Genomic DNA, 22,790 nt, shown 5'->3' with positions numbered 1-22,790 from the left:
GGCCATGAGCCGGGGTCAAAGGCGTCAATCGCCAGAGCTCAGGTCCATCTCTTTGTACCGAACCAGTCGGCTGCGGTGCTTGAAGCGGTAGCCCAGCCAGATCAGCAGGAACAGAGGAATGCTGATGTAGGTTGCTGCCAGACCTGCCCAGTCGATCTGCTCGCCAATAAGCGCCGTGTAGTTCTGCCCCATGGTAATGAATAGGCACAGAGCGAACGCAAGAAGCGGCCCGAAGGGGAAGAGTTTGGCCCGGTAGGGCAGGTCTTCGAGTCTTCCACCCTGAGCGATATAGCCTTTGCGGAATCGATAATGGGAAATGGCAATGCCCAGCCAGGCAATGAAGCCACACATGCCTGAGGTATTCAGAAGCCAGGTATAAAGTACTTTATCGCCAACAATCGAGGTCAAAAAGCACAGGGCGCCTACCAGTGTTGTCGCGTACAGGGCATTACGTGGAATGCCGTTTCGCGAGACCTTGGCAAACAGACGGGGGGCTTTACCCTGCTCGGCCAGGCTAAACAGCATGCGCGTCGAGGCGTACATGCCAGAAGTTCCGGCAGACAGAATGGCAGAAAGAATAACAGCATTCATGACGCCAGCTGCAGCAGCGAAGCCTGCACGTTCAAACAGCAGCGTAAACGGGGAAACGCTAATGTCACTGGCTTCGTTTTGCAGTAAGCGTGGGTCGGTATAAGGGATCAGCATGGCAATTACAAAAATCGCCAGAATGTAGAACATCAGGATGCGCCAGAAAACCTGGCGGATAGCGATCGGAATGTTCTTTTTCGGATTTTCGGACTCACCTGCTGCCACGCCAATCAGCTCGGTTCCCTGGAAAGAGAAGCCCGCAATCATGGCCACGCCTACCATTGCCTGAAGACCACCCACGAAAGGCGCTTCACCAAGCGTGAAATTGGAGAAACCCGGGGCTTCAACGCCGTGCATGATGCCAAAGATGCTGGCTAGACCAATGCCAATAAAGATGACTACTGTCAGGACCTTGATCAGGGCAAACCAGAATTCGCTTTCTCCAAATCCGCGCGCTGAAAAGACATTGAGCAGGAACATCAAGGCAAGAAAGCCCGCGCTCCAGATGATTCCGGGAACATCCGGAAACCAGAAGCTCATGATCAACTGCGCAGCGACAAGTTCGGCTGCAATGGTCACTGCCCAGTTATACCAATAGTTCCAACCCAGGGCGAAGCCAAAACCATCTTCAACGAAGCGGCTTCCATAGGTGCTAAAGGAGCCTGAAACGGGCATATAGGCCGCCATCTCGCCGAGGCTCGTCATGAGGAAATACACCATCAGACCAATCAGGGCATAGGCGAGCAGGGCACCACCAGGACCTGCTGAGGCGATGGTCGCGCCTGACGCAACGAAAAGTCCTGTACCGATCGAGCCCCCAATGGCAATCATGTTCAGATGCCTGGGTTTCAGTACCCGGTTCAGGTGGGGCTTTTCCGCCGTGGTGGCTTGCTCTGCTGTAGATTGCCCCTGCGAGGCGGTCGGTTGTTCCGGAGGGAGGGAGACGGCAGTCATAAACAAAAGGTCCAACTAGGGCAGCAAGGGTCTGGTGATAGGCTCCAGACTCGGATAGTGCTCACCGGTATTGCCAGTGAAAGGGTTCTTACAGTGCAGGCGACTGCCTATGGCAGCACCTGATTGCAAAGCAGAGTTTGCAAAAAGGGCGGGAGTGTACAGCAAAAGGAAAACACGGGGCGCTTGATCGCCATTGAATTTCTGCATGAACGCTACCGTATGAAGCCTGGATGCGCCCATAAAAAAACCCAGCCACTGGCTGGGTTTTGAATTTGGCTCCGCGACCTGGACTCGAACCAGGGACCCAATGATTAACAGTCATTTGCTCTACCGACTGAGCTATCGCGGAACAACGAAACGTATCTTACTGATTGCTAAGGAGAAGTCAACACTTCTCCTTAGACAAAAAAACCTTAGAGAACTTCGGCGATAGCCTTGATAACCGCGTCCAGATTGTTCCTGTTCAGTGCCGCTACACAGATTCTGCCAGTTCCTACCGCGTAGATACCAAACTCAGCTTTCAGGCGATCAACTTGGTCGGTCGTCAGTCCTGAATAGGAGAACATGCCGCGCTGTCCATTGACGAAGCTGAAATCGCGTTTGGCACCGGCTGCATTGAGTCCTTCCACCAGAGCATGGCGCATGCTACGGATGCGATCACGCATTTCTGCCAGTTCGGCCTCCCACATTGCGCGTAGCTCTGGATCGCGCAGAACAGTCGCAACGATCGTGGCACCGTGCGTCGGCGGATTGGAGTAGTTGGTGCGTACCACACGCTTGACTTGCGACAGCACTCGAGCGGTTTCCTCGCGATCAGCTGTTACGATCGAAAGTGCGCCGACGCGCTCGCCATAGAGAGAAAACGATTTTGAGAACGAGCTGGAAACGAAAAAGGTCAGGCCTGATTCGGCAAACAGGCGGACAGCTGCAGCATCTTCCTCGATGCCATCGCCAAATCCCTGATAAGCGATATCCAGGAAGGGCACGTGTTCGCGCGTCTTGATGACTTCCAGCACTTCCTTCCAGTCGTCCAGCTGCAGATCGACACCGGTCGGGTTATGGCAGCATGCATGCAATACTACAATGGAATGCGGAGGAAGGGCGTTAAGGTCTTCCAGCAGGCCGCCGCGGTTCAGACCATTCGTGGCAGCATGGTAGTAGCGATAGTTTTGTACAGGGAAGCCTGCCGCCTCGAACAGGGCACGATGGTTCTCCCAGCTCGGATCACTGATGGCTACCGTGGCATCAGGCAGGAGACGCTTGAGAAAATCAGCGCCAACCTTTAATGCACCGGTTCCACCCAATGCCTGAATGGTAGCAACACGACCTTCGCTGATCAGTGAAGAGCCCTGACCGAACAGCAGGGTTTGCACTGCTTCGTCATAAGCGGCAATACCGTCAATGGGCAGGTATCCACGCGGCGCGCGGGCTACAACGCGTTTCTTTTCCGCTTCTTCCACGGCGCGTAGCAGGGGGATGCGGCCCTGCTCGTCGTAATAGACACCAACGCCCAGGTTGACCTTGGTAGGGCGGGCATCGGCATTGAAGGCTTCGTTTAGGCCCAGGATTGGATCGCGGGCAGCCATTTCGACGGCAGAGAACAAACTCATTGTGCGCAAGCTCGATTTAGAAGAATGAAAACACGCACAAGACCCGATTGCCGTTGTGCGCAAGCGGGGAGACAGTATAGCGGGCATCGTCTGTCGGGGCGACAAAAAACAGGTCCCGCCTGGCAGTAACTAGACTAATGTTCAATGCTTGAAAAATATGCTGTCAGGACGCATCTAAAAGAATCTGGATAGCAATGTCATTCCAGGAGTACAGACAACGAAACGCTGGGTTCGTGTTGGTTATTTGGGGTGCATCTCGGGCAGGATGGCTCTCTGCACCTCCTCTTGAGGAAGCTCATGTCTGCATTTCAATTGTCTACACGTTATACCCCGGCTGGTGACCAGCCGGAGGCGATTCGCCAGATGGTCGAAGGGATCAATGCTGGCCTGTCACATCAAACCTTGCTGGGTGTGACCGGTTCGGGCAAAACCTTCAGTATCGCCAACGTCATCGCTCAGATTCAGCGACCCACGATCGTGCTGGCACCCAATAAAACATTGGCGGCTCAGCTGTACGGCGAATTCAAGGCCTTTTTTCCTGATAATGCCGTCGAGTACTTCGTCTCTTACTATGACTACTATCAGCCAGAAGCCTATGTGCCTTCCTCGGATACCTTTATCGAGAAGGATTCGTCTATCAACGACCACATTGAGCAGATGCGACTGTCGGCAACCAAGGCATTATTGGAGCGCCGTGATGCAATCATCGTAGCGTCAGTATCCTCCATCTACGGCCTGGGCGATCCCAAGGCTTACCTCAAGATGGTGCTGCATCTGGATCGCGGAGACCGTATCGATCAGCGCACGCTGCTACGGCGTCTGACTGAATTACAGTATTCGCGCAACGATATGGAGTTCTCCCGTGCAACGTTTCGGGTGCGTGGTGATGTGATCGATATTTACCCGGCTGAGTCTGACCTTGAGGCTATTCGCGTAGAGCTATTTGATGACGAGGTGGAAAATCTTTCTGCCTTCGATCCCTTGACGGGGGAGGTCATCAGAAAGCTGCCGCGTTTTACCTTCTATCCCAAGACGCATTACGCCACGCCACGCGATACGCTGCTTGAGGCCATTGAGCATATCAAGGCGGAGCTCAAGGATCGGCTGGAATTCCTGCGTACGCAAAACCGCCTGCTTGAGGCGCAGCGACTTGAACAGCGAACCCGCTTTGATCTGGAAATGATCATGGAGTTGGGTTACTGCAATGGCATCGAAAACTACTCACGGTATCTGTCCGGGCGTGCTCCGGGTGAGCCGCCGCCAACCCTGTATGACTATCTACCTCCTGATGCGCTGCTGGTGATCGACGAATCTCACGTAACCGTGCCGCAGATAGGGGCAATGTTCAAAGGCGATCGCTCACGCAAAGAGACGCTGGTCGAGTATGGCTTTCGACTGCCTTCGGCTCTGGATAATCGCCCGCTGCGATTCGAGGAGTGGGAGGCGGGGAGTCCGCAAACCATATTTGTATCAGCAACACCAGGGCCTTATGAAGCAGAGCATGCCGGCCGTGTTATTGAACAGGTGGTGCGCCCGACAGGCCTGGTTGATCCGGAGATTGAAATCCGCCCGGCAACGACACAGGTAGATGATCTGCTTTCTGAAATCCGCTTGCGAGTAGCCAAGGATGAGCGCGTTCTGGTGACAACCCTTACCAAGCGTATGGCTGAAGACCTGACGGACTATCTGGCCGATCATGATGTTCGGGTTCGCTATTTGCACTCTGACATCGATACGGTAGAGCGGGTCGAGATCATTCGCGATCTCCGAATGGGAACGTTCGATGTGCTCGTCGGTATCAACCTGCTCCGTGAGGGACTGGATATGCCGGAGGTTTCGCTGGTTGCGATCTTGGATGCTGACAAGGAAGGCTTCTTGCGTTCAGAGCGTTCTCTTATCCAGACGATTGGTCGTGCAGCACGTAACCTGAGCGGCAAGGCGATTCTCTATGCCGATTCGATGACAGGCTCCATGCAGCGTGCCATTGATGAAACAGAGCGGCGCCGAGCCAAGCAATTGGCCTTTAACGAGGCTAATGGCATTGTGCCCAAGGGAATCAAGAAGGATATCCGCGATATCATGGAAGGTGCGGCTGTTCCGGGTGCCCGCGGTAAGCGTCGTGCCGCCAAGGCAGCCGAGGACAGCGGTCGTTATGAGGCCGAGCTGCGTTCACCGGCAGATATCACCAAGCGGATCGCTCAGCTTGAAGAGCGTATGCTCAAGCTGGCGCGTGATCTGGAATTTGAAGCCGCAGCCAAACTGCGTGATGAAATCCAGCAACTGCGTGAGCGCCTCATGGCGGCTTGAGTGAGTGTCAAACACAAAGGCCCGGTCCTAAAGCCGGGCCTTTGTGTTTTCGGCGCTGGAAGCCAAGGCTTGCCCGCTGCTACCATCTCCTTTTGTATTGTTCTGTGTCGAGACCTCCCATGACCACTGTTCGCACGCGTATCGCACCGTCGCCTACTGGCGATCCCCATGTCGGTACCGCTTACATCGCCTTGTTCAATCTCTGCTTTGCTCGTCAGCATGGCGGTCAGTTCATCCTGCGTATCGAGGATACCGATCAGCTTCGCTCTACGCGTGAGTCTGAACAGCAGATCTATGATGCGCTACGTTGGCTGGGTATCGAATGGGACGAGGGTCCTGACGTAGGAGGTCCACATGGGCCTTATCGCCAGAGTGAGCGGGGTGAGATTTATAAGAAGTACTCCGACGAGCTTGTCTCCAAGGGACATGCGTTCCCATGCTTCTGCTCGGCCGAGCGTCTGGATCAGGTGCGTGCCGAGCAGACGGCCCGCAAGGAAACGCCTCGTTATGATGGACACTGCATGCATATCGATCCTGCCGAGGCGCAGCGTCGTATTGCTGAGGGTGAATCCCATGTCATACGAATGAAAGTGCCAACAGAAGGCATCTGCGTCGTGCCGGATATGCTGCGCGGCAATGTCGAAATTCCGTGGGACCGCATGGACATGCAGGTTCTAATGAAGGCAGACGGCTTGCCGACATACTTCCTGGCTAACGTGGTCGATGACCACCTGATGGGCATTACTCACGTTTTGCGTGGCGAAGAGTGGCTGCCTTCCGCACCCAAGCTCATCAAGCTGTACGAATACTTTGGCTGGGAGCAACCCGCACTGTGCTATATGCCGCTGCTGCGTAATCCAGACAAGAGCAAGCTTTCCAAGCGCAAGAACCCGACGTCCGTAACGTTCTATGAGCGTATGGGATATTTGCCCCAGGCCATGTTGAACTACTTGGGCCGGATGGGTTGGTCAATGCCGGACGAGCGTGAGAAGTTCACGTTGGCTGAGATGATCGAGCACTTCGATATCAATCGTATCTCGCTTGGCGGCCCCATTTTCGACATTGAAAAACTGTCTTGGCTAAACGGACAGTGGATCCGTGAGCTGAGCGTGGAGGCATTTGCTGCCGAGGTTCAGAAATGGGCGCTCAACCCTGACTACCTGATGAAGATCGCGCCTCACGTACAGGGGCGTGTTGAAACCTTCAGTCAGATTGCGCCGCTGGCCGGTTTCTTTTTTGCCGGCGCTTTGCCGCTGGATGCGGGGTTGTTTGCTCACAAGAAGCTTTCTCCAGATCAGGTGCGCCAGGTAATGCAGCTGACTCTCTGGAAGTTGGAATCGTTACGTCAGTGGACCAAGGATAATATTACGGCATGTATTCAAGGTGTAGCCGAGGGACTTGAGCTCAAACTGCGAGACGTGATGCCATTGATGTTTGCAGCTATCACTGGACAGGCCAGCTCCGTCTCGGTCCTTGATGCTATGGAAATTCTTGGTCCCGACCTCACACGCTTCCGCTTGCGTCAGGCCATAGAGCTGCTCGGGGGGGTATCCAAGAAAGAAAACAAGGAGTGGGAAAAGCTCCTGGCTACCTTGGGGTAATTGAAAAGGGCGACGTGAGCAATTACGGCGCCCCTTTTTTCTGGCCTTTTGAAGTGGCTGATTACCTTGCATCAAGGTGATGAGCATTACTCATGTAGATCGGTTGTTGTTGAGTAATCCAGCGCCTTGGGCTGGGTTCCCGCGGCTGCATGGTCTACCATGGCGCCCATTCGTTTAATGGGTGCCGGGAGTCCGGCCATTATGAGGTTACAATGAGCTGCGATTTTCTAGCGCAAGCCCTGCCAGGCGTGCAGAAACTTTCACCTTATGTTCCAGGCAAGCCAGTCGATGAGTTGGCGCGCGAATTGGGACTGGATCCTCAGCGTATCGTCAAGTTGGCGAGCAATGAAAATCCATTAGGCCCGAGTCCCAAGGCAACTGAGGCGATAAGAGCCGAGCTGGCTGAGCTGACACGTTACCCGGATGGCAATGGGTTTGAGCTCAAGCAGAAAATTGCCAGTCGATGCGGCGTCAATATCGATCAGATCACCTTGGGCAACGGTTCTAACGATATTCTCGAGCTGGTTGCACGCGCTTACCTGGCTCCTGGTCTTAATGCGGTATTTAGCGAGCATGCATTTGCCGTATATCCTCTGGTGACGCAGGCAATTGGTGCCGAAGGTCGTGCAGTTCCCGCCGTGAATTGGGGGCATGATCTGGATGCAATGCTCAAGGCTATTGACGAGCATACGCGAATCGTCTTTTTGGCTAATCCCAATAACCCAACAGGTACCTGGTTTGGTCCACGCGCTTTGGCGGCCTTTCTGAAGGCAGTACCCGAGAGTGTGTTGGTGGTGCTTGATGAAGCCTATATTGAGTATGCCGAGGGAGACGAGTTGCCGGATGGTTTGAGCTATCTGGCAGACCACTCCAACCTCCTGGTTTCACGTACATTCTCCAAGGCTTATGGCTTGGCCTCGTTACGGGTGGGGTATGCCATTTCTTCAGCGCAGATTGCGGATGTATTGAATCGCGTACGACAGCCATTCAATGTCAACAGCCTTGCCTTGGTTGCAGCATGCGCGGCTATGGATGACGCTGATTACTTGGTTAAAAGTCGTCAGGTCAATGACGAGGGAATGGCTCAGTTTGAACAGAGTTTTCAGCGGCTGGGACTTTCCTGGATTCCTTCCAAGGGAAACTTTATCGCCGTTGATCTCGGGCAACCGGCCGCGCCTGTTTATCAGGCATTGCTGCAAGAGGGTGTGATTGTCCGTCCGGTCGCTGGATACGGCATGCCAACATTCCTTCGTGTTTCTATTGGTACGAAAGAGGAAAACAGTCGTTTCCTTGAGGCGCTTGCCAAGGTGCTGGCTCGTGGTTGAATCGCAAAAGGTCCCCATGTTTGGTCGTCTCGTCGTAGTAGGACTTGGACTGATTGGCGGCTCGTTTGCCAAGGGCATGAAGGAGAGCGGCCTGTTTCATGAAGTGGTCGGCGTAGATCGGGATAGAGAAACACGGCGTCTAGCGGTTGAGTTAGAGGTTGTTGATAGCGCTGAGGCAGAGCTGGCCGTTGCTTGTCAGAATGCAGACGTTATCCAGTTGGCGGTTCCCATTCTTGCCATGGAACGAGTCCTTGCAGAGCTTGCGGCTCTCGACATCGGCCAGGCTGTGCTGACCGATGTTGGGAGTGCAAAAGGCAGCGTTGCCCGGGCAGCCAGAAAGGCCTTTGCCGGCAAAGCGTTCCGCTTCGTCCCAGGGCATCCAATCGCTGGTTCTGAAAAGAGTGGTGTTACGGCGGCTAATGGTCAGCTATTCAAGCGGCACAAAGTCATTCTTACACCCCTTGATGAGGCGGATGCTGAGGCGCTTGCAAATATTGATCTACTTTGGCGGGCACTGGGTGCTGACGTTGAATACATGACGGTTGACCACCATGATGAGGTGTTGGCTGCAACCAGTCACTTGCCGCATCTGCTGGCTTTTACCCTGGTTGATTCGCTCGCCCAGCGTAGTGAGAACCTTGAGATATTTCGTTATGCCGCTGGTGGCTTTCGAGACTTCACCCGTATCGCTGGCAGTGATCCGGTCATGTGGCACGATATTTTTCTAGCCAACCGGGAAGCCGTACTGCGGACACTGGATACATTTCGTGACGACCTGGATGCATTGCGTCAGGCTGTCATTACACAGGATGGGCATCAGCTGCTGGGTGTCTTTACCCGCGCCCGGGTTGCCCGCGAGCATTTCGGCAAAATACTGGCCCGCCGGGCCTATGTGGACGCTATGCAAATTAAAGATCTTACCTATATCGCCAATCCTGGCGGCTCGTTGTCCGGACGCGTTCGAGTGCCCGGAGATAAGTCCATTTCGCATCGATCAATCATGCTGGGCTCCCTGGCGGATGGAACGACAGAGGTGGAAGGGTTCCTTGAGGGTGAGGATGCCCTCGCTACGCTGCAGGCGTTCCGTGATATGGGGGTCGTCATCGAGGGGCCCACCAATGGTCGTGTAACCATTCATGGTGTGGGATTGCATGGCCTCAAGGCGCCTGCAGGTCCGCTATACCTGGGGAATTCAGGCACCTCAATGCGACTGTTGTCCGGGATTCTTTCCGCTCAGGCATTTGATACCACCCTGACCGGTGATGCCTCGCTCTCCAAGCGCCCCATGAACCGGGTTGCCGATCCATTGCGGGAGATGGGGGCTGTTATCGAAACAGCAGAGCAGGGACGGCCACCGATGACCATTCGCGGCGGACAGAAGCTCAAAGGTATCCATTACGACATGCCCATGGCCAGCGCCCAGGTTAAGTCCTGCCTATTGCTGGCAGGCCTGTATGCCGAAGGGGAGACATCGGTTACTGAGCCTGCTCCGACGCGTGATCACACCGAGCGAATGTTGCAGGGGTTTGGTTATCCGGTGACGGTAGAAGGTAATGTGGCAAGAGTGCGCTCGGGCTCCACGCTCACTGCCAATCGTATCGAAGTACCTGCAGATATTTCCTCGGCAGCTTTTTTCCTGGTGGCCGGAAGCATTGCGGAAAACTCCGAGTTGGTTCTTGAACACGTGGGTATCAATCCTACTCGTACCGGGGTCATCGATATCCTGCGCCTGATGGGTGGCGACATTACGCTTGAGAATCAGCGTGAGGTAGGGGGAGAACCTGTAGCTGATCTGCGCGTCCGTTCAGCTACATTGAAGGGAATCGAAATACCGGAAGCGTTGGTGCCGCTGGCAATTGATGAGTTCCCGGTTCTGTTTGTTGCCGCCAGTTGTGCTCAGGGGCGTACCATTCTGCGAGGTGCGGAAGAGTTGCGTGTCAAGGAGTCTGACCGTATTCAGGTCATGGCCGATGGTTTGAAAGTACTGGGTGTAAGTGCTACTCCTACGCCTGATGGAATCGTGATCGAGGGCGGCTCCATGGGTGGCGGAGAAGTGGAAAGTCATGGTGATCATCGCATCGCAATGGCGTTTAGTGTGGCCTCGCTGCGAGCGAGCGCACCGATACGAATCCGTGATTGTGCAAATGTTGCAACTTCCTTTCCCGGCTTTCTTGAACTGGCAGCTAAAGCTGGGATTCGTGTGAAAGAAGAGGCTTCCGTATGATGAGTACCGCTCCGGTTATTACAGTCGATGGGCCTGGAGGCTCTGGGAAGGGCACTATCGCGGCACTTCTTTCCCGCCGTCTGGGCTGGAATCTACTGGACTCCGGAGCGCTTTATCGCCTGCTGGCCTTCGCAGCGCGCAACCATGGCGTTGACCTGACGAATGAGGAGTCACTCAAGGCGTTGGCAGCGTATCTGGACGTGCAATTCCAGGCTGGGCATGAGCATGGTCAGCGCATTGTCTTAGAGGGAGAGGATGTTACCGACTTCATTCGAACCGAAGATATTGGGGCAGGCGCTTCACAGGTGGCGATCCTGCCGGCTGTACGTGAAGCGTTGTTGCAGCGACAGAAAGCCTTTCGCGAGGCGCCTGGCCTTATTGCGGATGGTCGGGATATGGGAACCGTGGTTTTCCCAGATGCGGAATTAAAGATATTTCTGACCGCTAGCGCCGAAGAACGCGCCAGACGGCGCTATCTTCAGTTGAAGAAAAAGGGCGAAAGTGTTACTTTGCCGGGTCTCCTCGAAGAGATTCGTGAGCGCGACGAGCGTGATACTCAGCGCACCGTCGCTCCACTCAAACCGGCAGATGATGCCATTGTCCTGGATTCGACGAATCTCTCGATTGAACAAGTGCTCGACCACATCCTTGCATTGGCCGCCGAGCGTGACCTGGCAGGATGACAGCCAGATTATCCTATCCTGGGATATTTGGTGAAGGCAGGCAGGAACCAGTCTCAACCTGTCTGCTGGATATTGATAACGAACCCCGCATTGGCTGGTGATGCGGTAGATCGGGTGCATCGTGTACCCAACATTACAGGTATAAACATGAGCGAAAGCTTCGCAGAACTCTTTGAAGAAAGTCTGAAATCCCTCGACATGCAACCGGGTGCCATCATCACAGGTACTGTGGTTTCCATCGATGGTGACTGGGTAGTTGTCGACACTGGCCTGAAATCTGAGGGTCTTGTTCCGCTCGAGCAGTTCTACAACGAACAAGGCGAGCTGACCATCAACGTGGGCGATGAAGTCCATGTGGCTCTCGATGCCGTGGAAGACGGTTTCGGCGAAACCAAAGTGTCTCGCGAGAAAGCCAAGCGCGCTGAGTCCTGGCTGGTCCTGGAAGCTGCGTTCAACGCTGACGAAGTGGTCAAGGGTGTTATCAACGGTAAGGTCAAAGGTGGTTTCACTGTTGACGTTAGCGGCATCCGTGCTTTCCTGCCAGGCTCCCTGGTTGATGTCCGTCCTGTGCGTGACACTGCCCACCTGGAAGGCAAAGAGCTAGAGTTCAAGGTCATCAAGCTTGACCAGAAGCGCAACAACGTTGTTGTTTCTCGCCGTAGCGTTCTTGAGGCTGAGAACAGTGCCGAGCGTGAAGCGCTGTTGGAGTCCTTGCAGGAAGGTCAGCAGGTTCGCGGTATCGTCAAGAACCTCACCGACTACGGTGCGTTCGTTGATCTGGGCGGCGTAGATGGCCTGCTCCACATCACTGACATGGCATGGAAGCGTATCAAGCATCCTTCCGAAATCGTTAATGTTGGTGACGAGATCGACGTTAAGGTTCTGAAGTTTGATCGCGAGCGTAACCGCGTATCCCTGGGCCTGAAGCAGCTGGGCGAAGACCCATGGGTTGCTATCAAGGCGCGTTACCCAGAAGGTACACGTGTTCAGGCTCGTGTTACTAACCTGACTGATTACGGCTGCTTCGCTGAGCTGGAAGAAGGCGTTGAAGGTCTGGTACACGTATCCGAAATGGATTGGACCAACAAAAACATCCACCCGTCCAAAGTCGTACAGGTTGGCGACGAAGTGGAAGTTATGGTTCTGGATATTGACGAAGAGCGTCGTCGTATCTCTCTGGGTATCAAGCAGTGCCGTCCGAACCCATGGGAAGAGTTCTCCGGTCAGTTCAACAAGGGCGATCGTATCTCCGGTACTATCAAGTCCATTACTGACTTCGGTATCTTCATTGGTCTGGATGGTGGCATAGACGGTCTGGTTCACCTGTCCGATATTTCTTGGAACGAGCCGGGCGAAGAAGCCGTACGCCGCTTCAAGAAGGGTGATGAGCTGGATACCGTTATCCTGTCCGTTGATCCTGAGCGTGAGCGCATTTCTCTGGGCATTAAGCAGTTGGAAGACGATCCGTTCTCCAGCTACGCTGCTCTGAACGAGAAGGGCACCATCGTTCGTGGTACTGTGAAGGAAGTTGACGCCAAGGGCGCCATCATCACTCTGGGCCATGAGATCGAAGGCGTTCTGAAGGCTTCTGAAATCAGCCGTGATCGCGTTGAAGATGCGCGTAACGTTCTGAAGGAAGGCGACGAAGTTGAAGCCAAGATCATCAGCATCGATCGTAAGAGCCGCGTGATCAGCCTTTCCGTCAAGTCTAAGGATGTTGACGATGAGAAGGAAGCGATGACGTCCCTGCGTAACAAGCAGGAGCCGAGCGCAGGCCCGACTACTATCGGTGACCTGATCAAGGCGCAGATGGAAAACCAGGGTTAATCACCTTAGGTTTTCTAAGAAAGGGGTGGCTTAGGCCACCCTTTTTTATTGCCTAAAAAAAGCTTCTCAGATCTAAGGGGTTATATGTTTAGCGTCAAATAAATTTACAGCCTTTTGCTGGGTATATGCTTTTCAAAGCCAAGCGGTCATGCTAAAAGAGTTAAAAAATGATCTAGCCGCTTGAAAAAGAAGGAAAATTCCATGACCAAGTCGGAGTTGATCGAACGTATCGTTTCGGAGCAGGGGCAGCTGTCATCTCGCGATGTTGAGCTGGCTATCAAGACAATGCTTGAGCAAATGGCTCAAGCGCTTTCAACCGGAGATCGTATTGAAATACGAGGCTTCGGCAGCTTCTCTTTGCATTATCGTTCACCTCGTACAGGTCGAAACCCTAAAACAGGAGAGTCTGTAACGTTGGATGGGAAATACGTTCCGCACTTTAAGCCGGGTAAAGAGCTTAGAGATAGGGTTAATGAGCTCTAGGTAAAGCTTGGCATTATTCGGTTTCTAGGTTTAAGGCATGGTTTATTGCTGATGTATTAGCGAGCGGCTTTTATGCTCGTTTTTGAAAAGCTCGTAATTGATACCGCAATGTCAGAGTTTGTTTGGAAAAGATGTCTGCCTGTATTTTGACTTTTGTTCGTGCTGAATCATAAAATTGACACTTTTAAAAAAATCAAGCCTTTTTTTATTTTTTTATTGGACATATCTCTCGCTTTAAGCAAGAATCCTCACATCTGGTCGCTCATGGCCTCGAAGTCCACGCTAGTGAGGATGTCATCATGCGTCATTACCTGTTTATTTGGCTCGGTATCGCTGCCTGTTTTGCCTTTATACAAATTGACCATGCGATGCTTGCCGTATTGAGTCTTATGGTTAGCTGGGTGGTGGCGCTGTTTGTTAAACCTTCTGTTCAGCGTGATACGTTTTCATCTATGTATATGAGTGATGCCTTGATTAAAGTTGAATCATCCATTACATCCAACGTTAAAAGCGCCTAAATACGTACTCTAAAAAAAGCCCAGCCTAAGGTTGGGCTTTTTTGTTTCTTTCACAAAGACATTGTTGATGACAAGCCGTGAGTGCTCGTCAACATACTGATGTTTTTGTGAGTGGTGTAAGATGGCCGTAAGGGAAAACGGTCAAGAGAAACGGCAGTGCAAGATAATGTGGCGACAATAGAGCGTTTTGGAGTGCTTGTTACCGGGGCGAACAGATTTGTTGGGTGCGTAATTGCCCAGCAGCTAATATAAGAGGGGAGTAGTAAAAGGTCTTAGTGGCGTGCCTGGTCGCGTGGTTCATGCGCTCGACCTGGCCACTAGGGTTTGTCTAAAAAGTCGGCACGCATGCATCGCTCGATACAGGCCAGCGTTACCATGGCTTTGAGGCTGCTAGCCAGCTTGTCAAAGCGAGTACAGAGCCGACGCTTTTCCTTTAACCAGCCGAATAGCCGTTCGATCACGTTACGCTGTTGATACTTGGGCCTATCAAACAGGCAAGGCAGACCTGGCCGGGGCTTGCGGTGCATCGTGCGCTGGGCAATCACCGGCTGCATACCGAAGCGGTCGCAATAGCGACGCAACCCTTCACTATCGTAGCCCTTGTCCGCGATTACTGTCCGGCAACGCTTGCGTGGTCTGCCCTGAGAGCCAGGAAGACGCACCTGATCCAGTAACGGAATAAAGTTGTGCGAATCGGCCTGCTGACCAGGCGAGAGGGTAAAGCTCAGCGGATAACCCTTGGCATCGCAAAGCAGGTGAATCCTGGTACCGAACCCACCCCGGCTGCGTCCCAGGCAATGATCTACAGGTTCGTCCGGGCCCCTTTTTTTCCGCCTCCTGCCGCGGCACGGGTAGCTCGAATGGTCGTAGAGTCCACCATCCATGTGCTTAGATTAATACGACCTCCCCGCCTTAGCTCCAAATGAAGCCTTTTAAGCACAGCCTTAAACAGCGAGCGGTCTCACCAGGTACGGAAACGATGACAGACCGTTTACCAGGTCCCGAAGTGACCGGGTAGATCACGCCACTTCGTCTCTGAGCACAGCGCTCGGAAGACGCTACTAGGCTTAAAGCGATCATCCTTGCAGTGCCGTCCCTGCTGCTGCTTGTGAGAAACCGGATCGCTGATTAGCGCCCATCATCCAATTCTTAACGGACCGTCATTTCTAGTCTCCACACGGAAAAGACGGGATGGCCTAGCAAATCGATTTTTTAGACAGAGCGTAGTACGATCTGTAGACTTTTCATTTAATTTCTTTCGTTGCTTCTTCAATAGAGGTGATTTTGGCTAGTCCGTATATGGAGAAAATTTTATCTAGGAATTTTTCCTGCAGAGATATTGTCATAGGCGCGCCTGTAAGTCGTCGGTTCAAGAACGATAAGGGCAGTACTTGCTTCCTACAAGGATAAATCGTGAACGCAACCGCTCAATCCCTAAGAAACGATGAAATAGACTTATTGATGTTGGCCGAGGCGCTATGGAGACGAAAAGGCCTGATTGTTCTGGTCGCACTTATTTGTACATTTGCAGCCGTTGTCTATGCTTTCCTGGCCAAGCCTAGTTACGAAGCTAAGCTTCATACGTTGCCGCCATCGCTCAATAAAATTGCAGGTTTTAATTATGGTCGTATCTCTGAGTTAGGCTTGCAGCCCTTTGACGCGTCATTTATCTATAGTGTTTTTACTCGTAACCTGGTTGCAGAGTCCACGCGAAATGAATTTTTTTTATCAACATACTTGCCCTCATTAAGTGATGTTGAGCGACAAGGTTCTCGAGATGCGCAATACGCGCTCTTTAGCGAGCGGTTGGCTATTCACGCTCCAGCTAAAAATACACCTGATCGATTTACAGTTCACGTTCAAGGTACTGATCCTGAGCAGGCAGCAACTTGGGCGAAAGAATATACAGAACTGGCCAAGCAAAAAGCCCTGCACGAGATGCTTGAGAATGCAATGAGCGAGGCTAGGGTGCGTGCACGTGGATTAGAGCAGCAAATTGAAACACTAAGAGCGAGCGCAAAAGATCGGCGAGAGGATCGTATAGTTCGACTCGGTGAGGCTCTCCGAATTGCTAAACAAATTAATTTGGCTGATCCCCCTGTAATCACTGGTGGTAGCGCAGGAAGTGAACGAGAGGTTTCAGCATTTATGGACGGCGCACTCATGTATATGCGTGGTAGCAAGGCCCTGGAAGCGGAAATAGCAAACCTTACACAGCGCACTTCAGACGATCCATTTATTCCTGGATTAAGGGATTTGCAGGAAAAGCATAGTTTATATTCACATATACGTATTAACCCTGAAAGTGTTGCCGTCATGCGACAAGATGGCCCTGCGGAAATTCCTGACAGTCCAATAGCACCTAAGCGAAGCCTTGTTATATTGTTAGGGCTTGCTGTTGGGATAATGCTGGGTGTGCTGATTGCATTATTTCGAATAGTAATGGTAGGGTGCAGACGTCGATAAATAATTTAATTATTAACTGCAGTTGCTCTAAAATTCTAGCGAGTATAGTCGCTAGATAGGATGGGTGAGCAGTTTTATTTGGAATAAAATTCGTGACACGGTTTTATAAGTGAAGCTAATAATTAATGCTGGATTGGTCCGGCTCGTCAATGTAGGGTTGCGAAGTGTCACGTTATTGAGTAAGTTTTTGCTTGTATTTATTTTGGCGAAATATTTAAGTCCTGAAGAGTTGGGGCTTTATGGGCTCTTAACGGCTGCGGTTGGTTACTCCCTATACTTTCTGGGTTTTGATTTTTATATTTATACTACTCGTGAGCTAATTGGTAGCGAGAAAGCAGTGTGGGGAAAACTTATAAAGTCCCAATGTTTATTCTCTATGCTTTTATATTGTTTTTTTGGCCCTCTATTAGTATTGGTCTTTGTTGGAAAGTTGCTGCCCTGGTCTATGTTCGGTTGGTTTTTCCTTCTGTTAGTAATGGAGCATTGGGCGCAAGAGCTTAACCGCCTCTTGATTGCTGCTTCGGAGCAGGTTTGGGCTAGTCTTATACTCTGTCTCCGCTCCGGCTTATGGGCAGCTACTTTAGCCTTATGGATGACATTCACCCCAGAGTCGCGTTCACTAACTACTGTTTTCACTTTCTGGTCTTGTGGTGGTGCGCTGGCATTAATTTTAGGTGGATATAAGTTAAGACAGATGAGGCTTGGTGGCTGGTCCGAGCCGGTAGACTGGCGCTGGGTTCAGACAGGACTGAAAATTGTACTACCTCTTCTTTTCGCGACACTGGCCATTCGAGCTGTTTTTACGTTGGATCGTTATTTCTTTGAGTTTTTAAGCGGGCTGCAGGCCCTGGGGGCCTATGTCCTTTTTATTGGTATGTGTAGCGCACTGCTTGCGTTTCTTGACGCCGGGGTTTTCGCATTTAGTTACCCGAGATTGATTGCTGACTGGAAAGCATCAAGTGAAAAGCTGTTTTGGCGCCGGATGAAAATTATGTCTATACAGGTGGCGGGTGTGTCAATGCTATTCATATTGGCTTCCATTCTGACTTTAGATCCATTGCTGAAGTGGACTGGAAAATCAATCTATCTAGAATATAGTAGTATATTTTTTTGGCTTCTGGCTGCAACTGTTCTTTATGGCATCAGTATGATCCCTCATTATGGGCTTTATTCAATGGGGCACGACAAGCCTATTATTCAGAGTCACATAGGGGTAGTGACTATTTTTATTGTTCTTGTGATAGCGCTTTCTAAAGTGCTTGAAGTATTGGCAGTGCCTGTTTCTCTATGCGTTGCTTTCGGTTTAATGGTTGTATGGAAAAGCGGAATGTTGGCCTTGCGTTACCGGGCGCGCTCCTTTACCTCCCACCCTTAAAAAAGGATTAAAAATTAATGCTAAGCAATAAAACGGTTCTGGTAACTGGGGGAACAGGTTCGTTCGGCAATACGTTCGTACCTATGACTTTAAATAAATACAATCCGAAAAAAATTATCATCTTTTCTCGTGATGAAATGAAGCAATGGGAAATGGCGAAAAAATTTCAGGGCGATCCTCGTGTCCGATTCTTCATTGGTGATGTGCGTGACAAGGAGCGTCTTTATCGCGCATTAGACGGTGTAGATTATGTAGTTCACGCTGCGGCAACCAAGATTGTTCCTACCGCTGAATACAACCCGTTCGAGTGTATCAAGACAAACATCATGGGAGCCATGAACCTGATTGATGCCTGTATCGATCAGGGCGTCAAGCGGGTTGTGGCTTTGTCTACTGACAAAGCCAGCAGCCCTGCCAACTTATATGGTGCTACTAAGCTCGCGTCTGACAAATTGTTCGTGGCAGGCAACTCTTATGCTGGCGGTCATGAAACACGCATGGCTGTGGTGCGCTATGGGAATGTTATGGGATCTCGCGGCTCAGTTATCCCCTTCTTTATGTCTATCCAAGATAAAGGCGAGCTGCCTATTACGGATGCGCGTATGACTCGATTTATGATTTCCTTAGAGGAGGGGGTTGAGTTGGTATGGCATGCGTTTGACGACATGGAGGGTGGTGAAATTTATGTTAAAAAAATCCCCTCCATGAAAGTGACTGATCTCGCGCGAGTCATTGCACCTGAAGCCAAGCAAATGATTGTCGGTATTCGGCCAGGAGAGAAATTGCATGAACAGATGATTAGTGAGGAGGATTCGTACTATACCTATGAATATCCTGAGCACTACAAAATCCTTCCGGCAATCAACAACTGGGGTACTTGCGAAAAGCGTATCAAGGATGGCAGGAAAGTCCCTGAAGGCTTTATTTACGCCAGCGACAACAATTCAGAATGGATGAGTGATGAGGACTTGGCCCATTGGATCAATGCTAATAAAGACAAGATTGGGAGCATTTAAAACATGATTCCATACGGTCGTCAGGATATTACCCAAGCTGATATAGACGCTGTGGTCTCGGTACTACAGTCTGACTTCCTGACGCAGGGACCTATGGTGCCTAAATTTGAGGCGCAGGTTGCAAAACATGTGGGTGCGACTTATGCACTTGCTATGAACAGTGCAACTTCTGCGCTTCACGTGGCCTGTAAGGCGCTAGGACTTGGGCCTGGTGATTGGTTATGGACCTCGCCAATCACCTTCGTGGCCTCTGCCAACTGCGGACTGTACTGCGGGGCGCAAGTGGATTTTGTCGATATAGATCCTAATACCTATAACTTATGCCCGCAGGCATTGGCTCGCAAATTAGAGCAGGCTGAACGTGACGGTACCTTACCTAAGGTAGTCGTGCCGGTTCACCTATGCGGTCAGCCTTGTGATATGAAAGCTATCCAAGCTCTGGCTCGGCGCTATGGGTTCAGTATCATTGAAGACGCATCACATGCTATCGGCGGTAGATACCAAGGGGGGTTCATTGGTAATGGCCGTTATAGTGATATCACGGTTTTCAGCTTTCATCCGGTAAAAATTATTACTACTGCCGAGGGCGGTATGGCGCTGACTAATAAGGCGGAGCTGGCTGAAAAAATGGCATTGCTGCGTAGTCATGGTATTACTCGTGACCCGGCGCAAATGACGCACGAGTCAGATGGGCCCTGGTATTATCAGCAGATTGATCTTGGTTTCAATTACCGAATGACGGAGTTGCAGGCTGCGCTGGGTATATCCCAGCTGGAGCGTCTGGATCATTATGTGGCTTATCGGCACCAGAGCGCCCGCCGTTATGATGAGTTGCTGGCTAGCTTGCCAGTTGTGACGCCTTGGCAACACCCGGACAGCTACTCTGGTTTACACCTTTATGTCATTCGTCTGGAGTTAGACTGCCTGCGTGTTAGTCAGCGTCAGGTATTCGATTCGCTACGCGAGCAGGGCATTGGCGTCAATCTTCATTATATTCCGGTCCATACCCAGCCGTACTATCAGTGTATGGGTTTCCGTATGGGAGATTTTCCTGAATCTGAGCGTTATTATCGAGAAGCTATTAGCCTGCCTATGTATCAGACCATGACAGAGCTGCAGCAAGATGCTGTGGTCAATGCACTACACAAAGCACTTCGATTATGAAAGTAGCTGTCATTCCAGCGCGCGGCGGGAGCAAGCGCATTCCACGTAAAAATATCAAGCCGTTCTGTGGCAAGCCAATGATCGCTTGGTCAATCGAGGCCGCGCTGCAAAGTGACTGTTTCGATCGGGTTATCGTTTCGACCGATGATCCAGAGATTGCCGAGGTTGCTCTGAGGTATAAAGCTTCGATCCCATTTATGCGGCCTGATACGCTCGCAGACGATTACATTGGGACTATTCCAGTCATCAGTCATGCCATTGACTGGCTGAGCGCCAATGGCGACCCACCTGAGCAAGTATGTTGCATCTACGCAACTGCACCTTTCGTGACGGGTAAAGACATTTGCAACGGCCTGAATACCTTACTTAAGCATGGCTGTGACTACGCCTTTTCGGTAACCAGCTATGCTTTTCCTATTCAGCGCGCTATTCGAGTCAACAAGGAGGGGCGTATGGAAATGTTCGCTCCAGAATATTTTGAGACACGATCACAAGATCTTGAAGAAGCCTATCACGATGCGGGTCAGTTCTACTGGGGGCGCGCTGAGGCTTGGCGTGAAGGTAGGTCAATTTTTGGGCTCAACTCATCCGCAGTGTTTTTGCCACGTCATCGGGTTCAGGACATTGACACCTTAGAAGATTGGGTTCGAGCCGAGTGGCTGTTTAAAACCATGCAAATGGAACGATCGAAGTCGTGAAAGTTGCTATCCGTGTAGATGCTTCTTTGCAAATGGGTAGCGGTCATGTCATGCGTTGCCTGACTTTAGCTGATGCCTTAAGGCAGATGAGTATGCAATGTCATTTTTTCTGCCGGATGCACTCAGGGCATTTAATGGATCTGGTGCGTAGCAAGGGATATACCGTACATGTACTGCCGTACGGCTCGAAGCAAACGTATATAGATAATAGGCTTGCTCATGCGCATTGGCTAGGTTCTACGCAAGAGCAAGATGCTAAAGCTTGCAATTCGGTGCTCCAAGATATTCAACCAGACTGGTTGATCGTAGATCACTATGCTTTGGATGCTCACTGGGAAAGTATAGTGCGGCCTAGTTGTAGCAGGTTAATGGTAATTGATGACTTAGCTGACAGAATGCATCAATGTGATCTACTTCTTGATCAGAATCTTGGAAGGCAAATAGCTGACTATCAGGGGTTAGTGCCAGCAGAATGCAAGATGCTTATGGGGCCAAACTATGCTTTGTTACGCCCAGAGTTTGCTTTGCTTCGATGTCAAAGTGTCAAGCGCCGCGTATCAACGGGCGTTACACGGATACTAGTCAGCTTGGGTGGTGTCGACTCGGATAACGTTACGGGCCGCGTTTTAAATGCGATAAGTCATGCGTCATTACCTGCCAATGTCACAATAACGATCGTCATGGGGGCAAAGGCGCCGTGGCTTGGTCAGATAAGACAGCAAGCGGCCAGACTTCCATGGAGTACGGAGGTATTGGTTGGAATTGAGGATATGGCATACCAAATGGCAATAAGTGATTTGGCTATTGGTGCTGCCGGAAGCACCTCATGGGAGCGGTGTGCTTTAGGCTTGCCGACCATCATGATGATTCTTGCCAAGAACCAAGAAACTGTAGCCCACCAATTGGAAAACGTAGAGGCTGCTTTAGTTGTACCTCTAAGTGAAAATTTTACACAAACGCTTATTTCCTACCTTCATCTGCTAATAGAGAATGATCAATTAAGACGAGAGCTCACTTTTAAAGCCTCGTCAGTTACAGATGGTCAAGGTACGGGGCGCGTAGTTAAAAGAGTCAGCGACTGGAGCTAGTAATGGAAAGTTTTGGTCAATTGCGGCCTGTTACTGAAAGCGACTTGAATAATATGAGGTTGTGGAGAAATGCGCCAAATGTGCGTTTGAATATGTATACCCAGCACGAAATAAGCCAAGAGGAGCACTTGGCATGGTGGCGGAATTCTTCAAATTCTACTGAAAACCGGTATTTCATTTATGAGCTTAATGGTCGGTCGTTAGGCGTTGTTTGCTATAATAAAATAGACGTCATAAGCAGGAACGCCGCTTGGGGTTTTTATGCTGCTCCAGATGCGCCTAAAGGTACCGGCACAATGATGGAGTTTCTTGCATTAGACTACGCGTTTGAATGCCTCAGGTTGCACAAGCTATATTGTGAAGTGCTGGGCTACAATATACCAGTTATAAAGCTTCATAGGAAGTTTGGTTTTTCTCAAGAGGGAGTTTTTAAAGAGCAATATATCTTCAAGGATAAGTATGTAGACATCTATCGCTTTGGAATGTTGCATTCCGATTGGAAGAATTTGCGCTCTGCAATGGAGGAGAGAATAGTCTTGCTTCAAAGGAAAATATCATAATTCTCTGTGTCTGTGATTTTGATGAGTGTTTTCAAGCCTGTTGGTCTTAATTTGCTGTGTTTTATAAAAGTGCTGGCGAGTAAATTGAGGTGGAGCCTAAATTTTTATTTTAGTAGGCTTTAAGTATTGTCATGAAACTGGTTTGAATAAGTTAACTTACACGGATTTAGAATAATGGTTATGGATAAAGCGCCATTATAAGTTTATTTTAGATTAGAGGAAATAAATCAAAGATATGTAATTTATTTGTTGGAGTTGCTATGTGCCAGTAAATGTATGAAGAGGTTTGAATGTGTTTGTTTT

General features: G+C 50.9%; 17 protein-coding genes, 1 tRNA gene and 1 pseudogene. 15 read left to right on the top strand and 4 right to left on the bottom strand.

Going from position 1 to position 22,790, the window contains the following annotated elements; all coding sequences use genetic code 11:
- Positions 1-24: 24 nt before the first annotated feature.
- The 3 genes from JQR86_RS11585 to JQR86_RS11575 form a co-directional block, all read right to left on the bottom strand.
- Entirely contained in the window at positions 25-1,542 is a 1,518-nt protein-coding gene (locus JQR86_RS11585; protein ID WP_404627676.1) for an amino acid permease, read from the bottom strand.
- Positions 1,543-1,815: 273 nt separating this feature from the next.
- A tRNA-Asn gene (locus JQR86_RS11580) sits at positions 1,816-1,891 on the bottom strand.
- A gap of 64 nt (positions 1,892-1,955) precedes the next feature.
- Positions 1,956-3,152 (bottom strand): amino acid aminotransferase, encoded by a 1,197-nt coding sequence (locus JQR86_RS11575; protein WP_286790826.1) that lies wholly within the window; start codon positions 3,150-3,152, stop codon positions 1,956-1,958.
- 297 nt (positions 3,153-3,449) lie between these two features.
- Between JQR86_RS11575 and uvrB the strand changes: the two genes are divergently transcribed.
- From uvrB to JQR86_RS11535, 8 genes are all read left to right on the top strand, one after another.
- On the top strand, positions 3,450-5,459 hold the full coding sequence (uvrB, locus tag JQR86_RS11570) for an excinuclease ABC subunit UvrB (protein ID WP_010797897.1): 2,010 nt from the start codon (positions 3,450-3,452) through the stop codon (positions 5,457-5,459).
- 119 nt (positions 5,460-5,578) lie between these two features.
- Positions 5,579-7,060 carry a glutamate--tRNA ligase gene (gene gltX / locus JQR86_RS11565; protein WP_407363159.1) on the top strand — a complete coding sequence of 494 codons (1,482 nt, stop codon included), beginning with the start codon at positions 5,579-5,581 and terminating at the stop codon, positions 7,058-7,060.
- A 212-nt stretch (positions 7,061-7,272) separates the two neighbouring features.
- Positions 7,273-8,385: a histidinol-phosphate transaminase gene (gene hisC, locus JQR86_RS11560; RefSeq protein WP_434153624.1), complete on the top strand. Its 1,113-nt coding sequence runs from the start codon at positions 7,273-7,275 to the stop codon at positions 8,383-8,385.
- Positions 8,386-8,401: 16 nt separating this feature from the next.
- Complete coding sequence (locus JQR86_RS11555; RefSeq protein ID WP_434154902.1) at positions 8,402-10,609, top strand: bifunctional prephenate dehydrogenase/3-phosphoshikimate 1-carboxyvinyltransferase; 2,208 nt, start codon at positions 8,402-8,404, stop codon at positions 10,607-10,609.
- Positions 10,606-11,292: a (d)CMP kinase gene (gene cmk / locus JQR86_RS11550; RefSeq protein ID WP_074825215.1), complete on the top strand. Its 687-nt coding sequence runs from the start codon at positions 10,606-10,608 to the stop codon at positions 11,290-11,292. The genes JQR86_RS11555 and cmk overlap by 4 nt, the downstream gene beginning before the upstream one ends.
- Before the next feature lie 147 nt (positions 11,293-11,439).
- Complete coding sequence (gene rpsA / locus JQR86_RS11545; protein ID WP_010797902.1) at positions 11,440-13,119, top strand: 30S ribosomal protein S1; 1,680 nt, start codon at positions 11,440-11,442, stop codon at positions 13,117-13,119.
- A 201-nt stretch (positions 13,120-13,320) separates the two neighbouring features.
- On the top strand, positions 13,321-13,602 hold the full coding sequence (gene ihfB / locus JQR86_RS11540; protein ID WP_019365163.1) for an integration host factor subunit beta: 282 nt from the start codon (positions 13,321-13,323) through the stop codon (positions 13,600-13,602).
- 299 nt (positions 13,603-13,901) lie between these two features.
- Positions 13,902-14,120 (top strand): hypothetical protein, encoded by a 219-nt coding sequence (locus tag JQR86_RS11535; RefSeq protein ID WP_434153622.1) that lies wholly within the window; start codon positions 13,902-13,904, stop codon positions 14,118-14,120.
- Positions 14,121-14,437: 317 nt separating this feature from the next.
- Here the strand turns inward: JQR86_RS11535 and JQR86_RS11530 are convergent.
- Positions 14,438-15,249, bottom strand: a pseudogene (locus tag JQR86_RS11530) (IS5 family transposase).
- Positions 15,250-15,533: 284 nt separating this feature from the next.
- Here JQR86_RS11530 and JQR86_RS11525 point away from each other — a divergent pair.
- The 7 genes from JQR86_RS11525 to pseH all read left to right on the top strand — a co-directional run bounded on the left by JQR86_RS11525 (position 15,534) and on the right by pseH (position 22,487).
- Positions 15,534-16,586 carry an LPS O-antigen chain length determinant protein WzzB gene (locus JQR86_RS11525; RefSeq protein ID WP_434153621.1) on the top strand — a complete coding sequence of 351 codons (1,053 nt, stop codon included), beginning with the start codon at positions 15,534-15,536 and terminating at the stop codon, positions 16,584-16,586.
- 175 nt (positions 16,587-16,761) lie between these two features.
- The gene (locus JQR86_RS11520) at positions 16,762-17,961 is read left to right on the top strand and encodes a lipopolysaccharide biosynthesis protein (protein ID WP_434153620.1); all 1,200 of its coding nucleotides are present in this window, start codon (positions 16,762-16,764) and stop codon (positions 17,959-17,961) included.
- 17 nt (positions 17,962-17,978) lie between these two features.
- On the top strand, positions 17,979-18,977 hold the full coding sequence (pseB, locus tag JQR86_RS11515) for a UDP-N-acetylglucosamine 4,6-dehydratase (inverting) (protein ID WP_434153619.1): 999 nt from the start codon (positions 17,979-17,981) through the stop codon (positions 18,975-18,977).
- A 3-nt stretch (positions 18,978-18,980) separates the two neighbouring features.
- Positions 18,981-20,141, top strand: coding sequence for a UDP-4-amino-4,6-dideoxy-N-acetyl-beta-L-altrosamine transaminase (gene pseC, locus JQR86_RS11510; RefSeq protein ID WP_434153618.1), 1,161 nt, complete (start codon positions 18,981-18,983; stop codon positions 20,139-20,141).
- Complete coding sequence (pseF, locus tag JQR86_RS11505; protein ID WP_434153617.1) at positions 20,138-20,839, top strand: pseudaminic acid cytidylyltransferase; 702 nt, start codon at positions 20,138-20,140, stop codon at positions 20,837-20,839. The genes pseC and pseF overlap by 4 nt, the downstream gene beginning before the upstream one ends.
- The gene (pseG, locus tag JQR86_RS11500; protein WP_434153616.1) at positions 20,836-21,927 is read left to right on the top strand and encodes a UDP-2,4-diacetamido-2,4,6-trideoxy-beta-L-altropyranose hydrolase; all 1,092 of its coding nucleotides are present in this window, start codon (positions 20,836-20,838) and stop codon (positions 21,925-21,927) included. The genes pseF and pseG overlap by 4 nt, the downstream gene beginning before the upstream one ends.
- 2 nt (positions 21,928-21,929) lie before the next feature.
- Positions 21,930-22,487: a UDP-4-amino-4,6-dideoxy-N-acetyl-beta-L-altrosamine N-acetyltransferase gene (pseH, locus tag JQR86_RS11495; protein ID WP_434153614.1), complete on the top strand. Its 558-nt coding sequence runs from the start codon at positions 21,930-21,932 to the stop codon at positions 22,485-22,487.
- The last annotated feature ends 303 nt before the right edge of the window (positions 22,488-22,790 follow it).

This window comes from Pseudomonas sp. JZ134 (assembly GCF_051027695.1).
Lineage (GTDB): Bacteria > Pseudomonadota > Gammaproteobacteria > Pseudomonadales > Pseudomonadaceae > Chryseomonas > Chryseomonas luteola.
The sequence above is the reverse complement of the archived record's forward strand: the minus strand, read 5'-3'. Positions and strand labels throughout refer to the sequence as shown.